Origin of the sequence: Tardiphaga sp., from assembly GCF_044340795.1 — a bacterium.
GTDB lineage: Bacteria > Pseudomonadota > Alphaproteobacteria > Rhizobiales > Xanthobacteraceae > Tardiphaga.
On sequence record NZ_JBIISY010000217.1, the window covers coordinates 1 to 9,617 of the forward strand.

Below are 9,617 nucleotides of genomic sequence, written 5' to 3' on the forward strand. Positions count from 1 at the left end.
ATTGTCTTAGGGAATAGCTTCCCTTAATGTGACCCTATCGATTTTCGGCCGGACGACTTCTCTATACCCCGGTGCAGCCGGTCTAGACTGACGACCCTTCCAAAAATTCGATGCCACCGGCCCGCGTATGGATGCGTGGGTTACTACTACTTATTGAGAAGGGACTACCTCGTGAGCATGGGAACCGTGAAGTGGTTTAACGCCACCAAGGGTTATGGCTTCATTCAGCCGGACGAAGGCGGGAACGACGTGTTCGTGCACATCAGCGCCGTCGAACGCGCTGGCCTCGGCACGCTGCGTGAAGGCCAGAAGATCAGCTACGAAATCGTTGCTGATCGCCGTTCGGGCAAGTCGTCGGCGGATAACCTCCGCGCCGCCGGCTAACGATTTTCTGCAAGCCAATGCTTGCAGAGGATTGTACAAAATTTGAAAGGCCGCGTCCCCGGACGCGGCCTTTCTCGTTTGTCGGGCGCTCTACTGAGGCACTGACCGCGCGCGGTCAGTTTGTGATCACCCGCCGCTCGGCGTGCAGCTCGATCCTAGCGCCACGCAGGTCGTCTGCCGCGGCTTCGTGAAAGCCTTTTCGGCTGTCGTGATTCCTGCCTTGGGCAAAACCCAGCCGATGGTCGGCGTGTAATTGTAAGAAACATCGCCGACGATGAGATATTGATTTGCCAGCCAGTTACCCGATGCATCCTTGCCAACTAGGCCGGCCGGTACGGCATAAGCGGTATTCTTCAGAATCGGCGCGCTGCCACGGCTCCAGACCACTTTCGCGGTCTTGCTATTCGGGTCGAGATAGACCTGGTGGATCGTCGTCCTCAACACGTTCTTGTCGTAGGGCGTGACCATCGCCCCCGCGATAGTGAAGTAGTTGGCGATGTCGGTCTCGGATATCGGCAGACTGTTGCGGGACGTCAGATCCGAAACCGTCTGGGCGATCTGGCTCACCTTGCGATCGACTGCGAAATAGTTCGCCACATCGGTGATGCCGAACAGCATCAGGATGAGCATCGGGAAAATCATGGCGAATTCGATTGCGGCCACACCGCGCTCGTCACGTCGCAACGAGGTTACCCGGCGTCGCATCGTTGCAGTCATGCGCATCGCGTGATCCCTGTCTTTACTGAGGCCCGAGCGCGGCGGTGGCCGCCAGCAATCGCTTGCCCGACGCCGATCCGCGATCGACATTCGCGATGTTATAACCGAGGCCTGTTACATAGAGTGGCCACTGATAGAAGGCGCGCACGACGACCGTCTTGCTGCTCGCTACATTCGGCGAATAGACCGGCGGTTGATAGACAAAACCGGTCGAAACATATTTGCCGCTGGCATCGATGGGATCGACGATATTAATAGTCGCTCCGGGATCGTAGGAGCGCACATCGATATCGAGCTTGGTGCAATCCATCATCACGGACACGCGCGAGCAAATCGCAGCTTTGAAATCATTCGCGGTGGTGGTCTGGCTTGTATAGACGAGGCGGGCGCCATCCTCGACGCCGGTCTCCAGGACCTGCCCCGCCATGAAGGTGAAGCCGGTCTCGATGACCGCAAAAATCAGCGCGAAGAATGGTGTCGCGATCATGCCGAATTCGACCGCAGCCGCCCCATCTTCGTTACGGCGGAAAGATCGAAGCCGCTTGGTTGCGGCGGCAAAGGATATGATCGGTATCAGCATCAGCGGAATCCGGACGGAATGGAAATATGTACCGTCAGGCTGTACCGAAAACTGATTGTAGAAGTGTTTCGCCGGATCGCGACAAAATAGGTCGATCGATTAACGCCCGGTTAACCATCACCGCACCTGCCGCCACGCCGTGAATTTTCGGAGCGGCGGCTGAAAGCGTTAGTTCGGTTTCCCGGCCGTTCCTGTCGCAGCGCCGGTGGTTGCTGCTTGTCCGCCGATGGCGCTGGCCTGCTCCATGGTGGCCCTGAAATAGGCCTCGCCGTCGCCGAGCGTGACGCGACGTGCGCAGTCGGGCGTGCAGCTATAGGATTCACGAAGCGTCCCGCGATAGACCGTGACGACCTTGTCGGTGGGGCCCTCGACTTGGACGATGCGATCCATCAGCACCGCACCACTACGGTCCAGCGCAATCACATTGGTGGCGCCATAGCCCTTGCCTGTCACCACAACCATGCCACCCGGCTGCAGCGTTACGTCCGCGATCAGTGGATTGCCGATCACGATCGTGGCGATCTTTTCGGGAAATTTGACCAGCTTGGCCTGATCGACATTAACGGAAATCATGTCATTCCCGGCAGCCGGAACATCGACAGCAGGAAAAACAACGAGACCAGCGGCAAGCGCGCCAATCATCAAGACCGCAGCGCTGCGGCGACGCAAAAACAAAAACGACATCCTGTACTCCGGGACGATACGAGCCGGCCTAAGCAGATACGCAGCGGTGCCGGCGCCCGACATGGGAAATGTGCCGTTAATTGGTGAAGGAACAGCAAACGACGGTATCGATCGCAGCATCACCCTGAAAGACAAAGCCCGGCGAAGGCGCCGGGCTCGATCAGATCACTGCTTGGACGCGACGCTGAGCTGCCGGAACGGATAGGCCAACTGCCCCCCGATTTCCTTCGGCAGCGGCTCGCCATCGACACCGTAATTGTCCGGCAGCTCACCTTTCGGCATCCGGAAGGTGCCGAACAGGATATCCCAGAGCGGGAATGTGCCGGCGAAATTGGTGTTGCCGCCCTGCTCCAGCGAGGTGTGGTGCCAGCGATGGAAGACCGGCGTGGCGAGGACATACTTGAACGGCCCGAGCGTCCAGTTGAGGTTGGCATGGACGAAAGCCGAGTGGAAGGTCGTGAAAGGCCCGACCCACAGCATGATATTGGGCGAGATACCGGCCATCAGCAGCACCACGTCCACGGCGACGGTGCCGAGAAACAGATTAACCGGATGGAAGCGCGCCGCGGAAATCCAGTCGACCTCTTCGGACGAGTGATGGATGGCATGATACTTCCAGAACTCGCCGCCGTGATACATGCGGTGAAACCAGTAGAGCAGGAAGTCCGATACGACCAGGAAGATGATGGCCTGCAACCAGAGCGGCAGCTGCGCCAGCGGCCCGTGGCCATTGTCGTAGAAGGCGATCAGCTCATCCGCGCCGTGGATGTTGAAAAAAACCGCAGCGCCGAGCACCAGCAGTCCGATGCGGACCACGCGGGTGATCAGCGGCACGAAGAACCAGTAGCAGATGTCGGTGACGATCTCGGTCTTGCGCCACCACGGCTTGCCGGGATTGCACGCCCAGAAATGCGTGAGCACCGTGAAGACGACCGCGAGAACGATCGTGATCGGCACCACCTTCATGATGGTATCGCCGAACATATGCAGCACTTCCATGGGCAATGTGGACATGATCGAATCCCGCGCTTTTCCAACTGCAGCGTTACCGCCGCATACTTAAGGACCGCTAAACCAAGGCGAGAAAGCGCGGTGCAATGACACCTAAGTCATCCGGAATTGGTTTAAGTAGACATTTACCGTGCACAAGAAGAGACAAATGCGATCGACTTTCATCAATCGAATTAACCGCACTGCAATCCGAAACTCCTAGTGTCTCCACATGGTCACGGTGCTGAGAACGCCGGGGAGACCAGGCATCTAAGATCGACAGCCACGTGCACATATGGAGTTTTGTATTATGAAGAACCTCGTTTCGCGCTTCCTGAAAGATGAGTCTGGCGCCACCGCGATCGAATACGGCCTGATTGCTGCCGGCATCTCGCTCGCCATCATCGCCGTCGTGAACGGCCTCGGCACCAACCTGAACGGCAAGTTCACCTCGATCAACAGCTCGCTTAAGTAAGTTCGAGCTGCGATTGCAAGAAGGGCTCCGGACCTCCGGAGCCTTTTTTGTTGGAATGCTTCCACAGCCATATCAGGCCGTACCGATGAGACACAATGCGACCCAACGCCCCTTGCTCGCAGCACTCGAGATGTCGCTGCGTGAGCCTGCCGGGCTAGTCTGCATCGCGCTGGTGTTGGCGCTGCTTGTCGTCATCTCGCGGATCGCCGCGGTTTGGTAAACAGTTCCTTGTTTTCCGATTGTTCATTTCTACCGGCTACGGTCCGCCATCGTTTCCGTCCGGACCGTTGAAGCCATGATCCTCGATTTGACGCGTCTGCTGCTGTTTCCCGGCCTGATGGCCTATGCGGCGATCAGCGACCTCCTCACGATGACGATCTCGAACCGGATCTCGATGCTGCTGATCGCCGGCTTCGCGTTCGTCGCCTTCTTCAGTGGCATGAGTTCGTCGACCGCGCTGCTGCATCTCGGCGCAGGCGGTCTCGTGCTGATCATCGCCTTCGCGTGTTTCTCCTTTGGCTGGATCGGGGGCGGCGATGCCAAACTCGCGGCCTGCGCCGGACTCTGGTTCGGCTTCGATCACCTGCTCGAATATCTCGTCTATGCCTCGCTGTTCGGAGGCGCGCTGACCCTGTTGCTGTTGCAGGCCCGGCAGTGGCCGCTGCCGTCTGCGCTGAGCCGGCAGGAATGGCTGCTGCGCCTGCATCACAAGGACAGCGGCATCCCGTACGGCGTCGCGCTCGCACTGGGCGCCCTGCTGGTCTATCCGGAAACCCAGTGGATCAAGGCGGTCGATCTCAGCCGTCTCGCAACAGGCTGATACCGGCTGAAAATCGTTAACTCGATTTAGATACCGCTCATTAACCATGCTTTGACGAATAACTGCTCAACTCCACACCACAGCGATGCTTGCGTCGCAGCGTAATGTGGAAAGTGAAGCGTATGAATACCGCACGTATTGTGGTCCTTGCCATTGCACTCGGTGCCGGCAGCGTGGCGCTGTATCTTGCGAGCTCGTCCGACGCTCCGCCCCCTCCTCCACAAGTCGCCGAGCTCCCCACCACTGACGTTCTCGTCGCCAAGGGCGACATTGCGCTCGGCCAGCCGCTGGGCCCGGACGACATGCAGTGGCAGGCCTGGCCGACCAGCGCCGCCAGTGCCAATGTGATCGCACGCAATGCGCGGCCGGAAGCGATGACGCAGGTGGCCGGCGCGATCGCGCGCTCGCCCTTCATCGCCGGCGAACCGATCCGCGAAGCGAAGATCGTACGCGCCAACGGATCCGGCTTCATGGCCGCCGTGCTGCCGTCGGGTATGCGCGCTGTCTCCACCGAAATCTCGCCCGAGACCGGCGCCGGCGGCTTCATCCTGCCGAATGACCGCGTCGATGTGATCCTGTCCAAGCGCGACAAGGGCCCGGACAGCGGCGGCGCCGATGGCGTGATGTCCGAGATCATTCTCAGCAATATCCGCGTGCTCGCCATTGACCAGGCGCCGAAGGAGAAGGACGGGCAGAACAACGTGGTCGGCAGGACTGCCACGCTCGAATTGCGGCCCGAACAGGCCGAGCTGCTCGCCCGCTCGCGCCAGAGCGGCACACTCTCGCTCGCCCTGCGCGCTCTCGCCGACGCCAATGCGCCGGAAACACCCAGCGAAGACCAGGGCGCGCGCCGCCGCGGCAGCACCGTCAATATCGTCCGGTACGGCATTCCCTCGACCGCGACGATCACGAAGTGACAAGGACGCATCAGATGACGCTGAAGACAACGACGAGCGAACCGATGCGAGGCCTGATGGTCCGCGCGCTCTCGGTGACAGCCATCGCGGCACTGTCGCTTGGCTCCGCATTGCCCATCGCCCTCGCTGCCGACTATGGCGCCCATCAGGCTGCCGGAAGCGGACAGATGAATGCCCGGTTCCTGCCGCTCGGCATCGGAAAATCGGTGGTGATCGACCTGCCGCGCGACGTCAAGGACGTGCTCGTCGCCGATCCGAAGATCGCCAATGCGGTCGTCCGTTCGGCGCAGCGCGCCTATATCATCGGCGCCACCGTCGGTCAGACCAACATCATCTTCTTCGACAGCGCAGGCCAGCAGATCGCCGCCTATGACATCGCGGTGACCCGCGATCTCAACGGCGTCCGCGCGGCGCTGAAGCAGGCCCTGCCGAATGCCGATATCCGTGTCGAAGGTCTCGGCGACGGCATCATTCTGACCGGATCTGCCGCCAACCAGCTGGAAGCGCAGCAGGCCGCCGATCTCGCTGGACGCGTCGCCGGCGGTATCGACAAGGTCGTCAACAATGTGTCGGTGCGCGGTCGCGATCAGGTGATGCTGAAGGTCACCGTCGCGGAAGTTCAGCGCAATATCGTCAAGCAGCTTGGCGTCGATCTGTCGGGCCAGCTCAGCTACGGCACCTCGGTCGTCAACTTCAACAACGTGACTCCGTTCGGCGCGAGTGGTGCTCCACTCGTGGGCGGCAACAAGATTGAAGGCGTCTTCGGCTCGCCCGCAAAGGTGACGGCGACGCTGAAGGCGATGGAGAATGCCGGTGTCATCCGCACACTCGCAGAGCCGAGCCTGACCGCGATTTCCGGCGAAACCGCAAACTTCCTGGCCGGCGGCGAGTTTCCCGTGCCTGGCGGCAATAGCTGCGACCCTACGACACGTGTTTGTACGGTGACGATCCAGTTCAAGAAGTTCGGTATCTCGCTCGGCTTCACGCCGGTTGTGCTGAGTGAAGGCCGCATCAGCCTGCGCGTCGCGACCGAAGTATCGGAGCTCTCGCAGGAGAATTCGGTCTCGATCAGCGGCACCACGATCCCGGCGATCAAGACCAACCGCGCCGACACGACGCTCGAGATTCCATCGGGTGGCTCGATGGCGATGGCCGGCCTGATCAAGCAGCAGACCAAGCAAGCCATGAGCGGCCTGCCCGGCATGGCGCAGTTGCCGGTGCTCGGCACCCTGTTCAAGAGCCGCGACTTTGTGAACAACAATACCGAATTGATGGTGATCGTGACCCCTTACGTCGTCCGCGCCGTAGCGCAGAAAGACCTGTCGCGACCGGATGACGGCTTTGTCGATGCATCCGATCCGCAGGCCGATCTGCTCGGCACCGTCAACCGCATCTATGGCGTACCGGGCCGCAAGCCCGAGCCGGCTCGCGGCTATCGCGGCGCCTTCGGCTTCATCACGGATTGAGGCGAGGAGAGATGATGACCCGCAACAGCAAGATCTCACGCAGCTTCACAGTGCTCGCCGCGCTCATTGGAGCCTCCGCCGCGCTCGGCGGTTGCCGGACCGTGGCGCAGGATGACCTCGCCACTAGTGTTCCTGCCGACTACCGCCAGCGTCACCCGATCGTGGTGGAAGAGCGCCAGCGCAACACCGAAGTATTCGTCGGCAGCTTCCGCGGCGGCCTGACGGCCGCGCAGCGCGCCGACATCGTCGCGCTCGGGCAGAACTGGCTGCGCGAAGGCACCGGTGTGATCACCCTTGAAGTCCCGGCACATACGCCAAACGCCCGCGCCGCGCAGGACTCCAAACGCGAAGTGCAATCGCTGCTCGCCGCCACGGGCGTGCCGCCGAATGCGGTCGCCGCGCGCAGCTACACGCCGAATGATCCACGCCAGTTCGCCACGATCCGCGTCAGCTATCCCCTGATCGCGGCCACGGCCGGCCCTTGCGGCACCTGGCCGGAAGATCTCGGCGCCTCGATCAAGAATCCGAGCTACCTGTCGAACCGGCCTTACTACAATCTCGGTTGCGCCTCGCAGCGCAATCTCGCGGCCATGGTGGCGAATCCGACTGACCTCGTGCAGCCGCGCGCGGAAGGCCCTGTCTATGCCGCACGCCGCACATTCGCACTCGACAAGTATCGCCAGGGTCAAGGCACAGCCACCACTTATCCCGACGCGGATAAGGGTCGAATCAGCAATGTGGGCCCATGATCAACTACGCGCAAAAGACCGAAGACGAACAGCTCGCCCCCACGCCGGTCTCGGCCGCCGACGAGCATATCGCGCCGGCGCCCCGGGTTTCGATCCAGGCGTTCTGCGAAACCGTCGAAACCGCCTCGGCCGTACAGGCGGCAGGTGAAGACCGCCGGCTGGGCAAGACCCATCTCAAGATCCAGATGGGCGGCATGGCCGCCGCCATCGAAGCCTATCGCACGGCGCCGACCCCGAATGTGATCCTGCTCGAGGCCGAGCCACGCACCGACATCCTCGGCGGTCTCGATCAACTCGCGACGGTCTGCGATGCCGGCACCCGCGTTATCGTGATCGGCAAGGTCAATGACGTCACGCTGTATCGCGAGCTGGTTCGCCGCGGCGTCAGCGACTACGTGATCGCGCCGGTCGTGACCATCGATGTGGTCCGTGCGATCTGCGGCCTGTTCTCCGCCCCGGAGGCCAAGGCTGTCGGTCGCATCATTGCCGTGGTCGGCGCCAAGGGTGGCGTCGGCGCATCCACCATCGCCCATAATGTCGCCTGGGCGATTGCTCGCGACCTCGCGCTGGATTCGGTCGTGGCCGATCTCGACCTCGCTTTCGGCACCGCCGGGCTCGATTACAATCAGGATCCGCCGCAGGGTATCGCCGATGCGGTGTTCTCCCCGGATCGTATCGATACCGCCTTCATCGACCGCCTGCTGTCGAAATGCACCGACCATCTCAGCCTGCTGGCGGCGCCGGCGACGCTGGAGCGCGTCTATGATTTCGGCACGGAAGCGTTCGATTCGATCTTCGACACGCTGCGCTCGACCATGCCCTGCATCGTCCTCGACGTTCCGCATCAGTGGACCGGCTGGACCAAGCGCGCATTGATCGGTGCCGATGACATTCTCATCGTCGCGTCGCCGGATCTCGCCAATCTGCGCAACACCAAGAACATGTATGACCTGATCAAGGCATCGCGGCCGAACGACCGGCCGCCGCTTTACTGCCTCAACCAGGTCGGCGTGCCGAAGCGCCCTGAAATCAGCGCGGCCGAGTTCGCCAAGGCCATCGAGACGCCGCCGATCGCGACGATCCCGTTTGAACCGCAGATTTTCGGTGCCGCCGCCAATAACGGGCAGATGATCGCGGAAGTCTCCGCCAATCATCGCACCACCGAAATGTTCCTGCAGATCGCCCAGCGGCTCACTGGCCGCGGCGAGACGAAAAAGCCACGAGGATCTTTCCTCGCACCGCTGTTGGAGAAGTTGCGCTCGAAGTGACGAGCTGCAAGGAGTTGCGTCGTGTTTGGTAAGCGTAGTGGAACAGAGCCCGATTTTCGTGACTCGCGGCCCGTCAGCCTTCCGCCGGCGGCGAGCGCGCCGCCGGCTGCCGTTTCCTCCCCGCCCCTGTCTCCGGCGCGCGCACCTGCGCCTCCGCCCGTCGCCGAACGACGCTCCGACAATTACTACCAGGTCAAGGCGACGATCTTCGGCGCGCTGATCGAGGCGATCGACCTCGCCCAGCTGGCCAAGCTCGATGGCGAGTCCGCGCGCGAGGAAATCCGCGATATCGTCAACGAGATCATCGCGATCAAGAATATCGTGATGTCGATTGCCGAGCAGGAAGAGCTGCTCGACGATATCTGCAACGACGTGCTTGGCTACGGCCCGCTCGAACCCTTGCTGGCGCGCGACGACATCGCCGACATCATGGTGAACGGTGCCGGCACGGTATTCATCGAAGTCGGCGGCCGCATCCAGAAGACCGGCATCCGCTTTCGTGACAATCAGCAGCTGCTGAACATCTGCCAGCGCATCGTCAGCCAGGTCGGTCGTCGCGTCGATGAA

The 9,617-nt window shown here is 61.5% G+C and carries 11 protein-coding genes and 1 pseudogene; 8 read left to right on the forward strand and 4 right to left on the reverse strand.

The genetic code is table 11. The annotated features are described in order from the left end of the window. The first annotated feature begins 171 nt into the window (after window positions 1-171). The gene (locus tag ACIQ17_RS25935; RefSeq protein WP_016842648.1) at window positions 172-384 is read left to right on the forward strand and encodes a cold-shock protein; all 213 of its coding nucleotides are present in this window, start codon (window positions 172-174) and stop codon (window positions 382-384) included. Window positions 385-510: 126 nt separating this feature from the next. Here the strand turns inward: ACIQ17_RS25935 and ACIQ17_RS25940 are convergent, their stop codons facing one another. From ACIQ17_RS25940 to ACIQ17_RS25955, 4 genes are all read right to left on the reverse strand, one after another. Continuing rightward, window positions 511-1,107, reverse strand: a complete 597-nt coding sequence (locus ACIQ17_RS25940; protein WP_398472164.1) for a TadE/TadG family type IV pilus assembly protein — start codon at window positions 1,105-1,107, stop codon at window positions 511-513. A 16-nt stretch (window positions 1,108-1,123) separates the two neighbouring features. Then, entirely contained in the window at window positions 1,124-1,681 is a 558-nt protein-coding gene (locus ACIQ17_RS25945; RefSeq protein ID WP_398472165.1) for a TadE/TadG family type IV pilus assembly protein, read from the reverse strand. A gap of 168 nt (window positions 1,682-1,849) precedes the next feature. Beyond that, complete coding sequence (locus ACIQ17_RS25950; protein ID WP_398472167.1) at window positions 1,850-2,365, reverse strand: pilus assembly protein N-terminal domain-containing protein; 516 nt, start codon at window positions 2,363-2,365, stop codon at window positions 1,850-1,852. Between the two features lie 165 nt (window positions 2,366-2,530). Next, window positions 2,531-3,379 carry a sterol desaturase family protein gene (locus ACIQ17_RS25955; RefSeq protein ID WP_398472168.1) on the reverse strand — a complete coding sequence of 283 codons (849 nt, stop codon included), beginning with the start codon at window positions 3,377-3,379 and terminating at the stop codon, window positions 2,531-2,533. 286 nt (window positions 3,380-3,665) lie between these two features. On the opposite strand from ACIQ17_RS25955, the gene ACIQ17_RS25960 reads away from it, so the two are divergent. From ACIQ17_RS25960 to ACIQ17_RS25990, 7 genes and pseudogenes are all read left to right on the forward strand, one after another. Next, window positions 3,666-3,830: a Flp family type IVb pilin gene (locus ACIQ17_RS25960; protein ID WP_398472169.1), complete on the forward strand. Its 165-nt coding sequence runs from the start codon at window positions 3,666-3,668 to the stop codon at window positions 3,828-3,830. 295 nt (window positions 3,831-4,125) lie between these two features. Beyond that, window positions 4,126-4,650 carry a prepilin peptidase gene (locus tag ACIQ17_RS25965; protein ID WP_398472170.1) on the forward strand — a complete coding sequence of 175 codons (525 nt, stop codon included), beginning with the start codon at window positions 4,126-4,128 and terminating at the stop codon, window positions 4,648-4,650. Between the two features lie 122 nt (window positions 4,651-4,772). Then, a complete protein-coding gene (gene cpaB / locus ACIQ17_RS25970; RefSeq protein ID WP_398472171.1) occupies window positions 4,773-5,567 on the forward strand; it encodes a Flp pilus assembly protein CpaB in 795 nt (264 codons plus the stop codon). Window positions 5,568-5,581: 14 nt separating this feature from the next. After that, the gene (locus ACIQ17_RS25975; protein WP_398472172.1) at window positions 5,582-7,033 is read left to right on the forward strand and encodes a type II and III secretion system protein family protein; all 1,452 of its coding nucleotides are present in this window, start codon (window positions 5,582-5,584) and stop codon (window positions 7,031-7,033) included. Between the two features lie 11 nt (window positions 7,034-7,044). Further along, window positions 7,045-7,782, forward strand: a complete 738-nt coding sequence (locus ACIQ17_RS25980) for a CpaD family pilus assembly protein (protein ID WP_398472173.1) — start codon at window positions 7,045-7,047, stop codon at window positions 7,780-7,782. Further along, window positions 7,779-9,050, forward strand: a complete 1,272-nt coding sequence (locus tag ACIQ17_RS25985; RefSeq protein WP_398472174.1) for a CpaE family protein — start codon at window positions 7,779-7,781, stop codon at window positions 9,048-9,050. The genes ACIQ17_RS25980 and ACIQ17_RS25985 overlap by 4 nt, the downstream gene beginning before the upstream one ends. 21 nt (window positions 9,051-9,071) lie before the next feature. Beyond that, a pseudogene (locus tag ACIQ17_RS25990) lies at window positions 9,072-9,617 on the forward strand (CpaF family protein); the annotation flags it as partial.

Bases quoted from the DNA above. Each gene is read 5' to 3' on its own strand.
- ACIQ17_RS25940 (WP_398472164.1), bottom strand. From the start codon at position 1,107: ATGCGCATGACTGCAACGATGCGACGCCGGGTAACCTCGTTGCGACGT.
- ACIQ17_RS25945 (WP_398472165.1), bottom strand. From the start codon at position 1,681: ATGCTGATACCGATCATATCCTTTGCCGCCGCAACCAAGCGGCTTCGA.
- ACIQ17_RS25950 (WP_398472167.1), bottom strand. From the start codon at position 2,365: ATGTCGTTTTTGTTTTTGCGTCGCCGCAGCGCTGCGGTCTTGATGATT.
- ACIQ17_RS25955 (WP_398472168.1), bottom strand. From the start codon at position 3,379: ATGTCCACATTGCCCATGGAAGTGCTGCATATGTTCGGCGATACCATC.
- ACIQ17_RS25960 (WP_398472169.1), top strand. From the start codon at position 3,666: ATGAAGAACCTCGTTTCGCGCTTCCTGAAAGATGAGTCTGGCGCCACC.
- ACIQ17_RS25965 (WP_398472170.1), top strand. From the start codon at position 4,126: ATGATCCTCGATTTGACGCGTCTGCTGCTGTTTCCCGGCCTGATGGCC.
- cpaB (WP_398472171.1), top strand. From the start codon at position 4,773: ATGAATACCGCACGTATTGTGGTCCTTGCCATTGCACTCGGTGCCGGC.
- ACIQ17_RS25975 (WP_398472172.1), top strand. From the start codon at position 5,582: ATGACGCTGAAGACAACGACGAGCGAACCGATGCGAGGCCTGATGGTC.
- ACIQ17_RS25980 (WP_398472173.1), top strand. From the start codon at position 7,045: ATGATGACCCGCAACAGCAAGATCTCACGCAGCTTCACAGTGCTCGCC.
- ACIQ17_RS25985 (WP_398472174.1), top strand. From the start codon at position 7,779: ATGATCAACTACGCGCAAAAGACCGAAGACGAACAGCTCGCCCCCACG.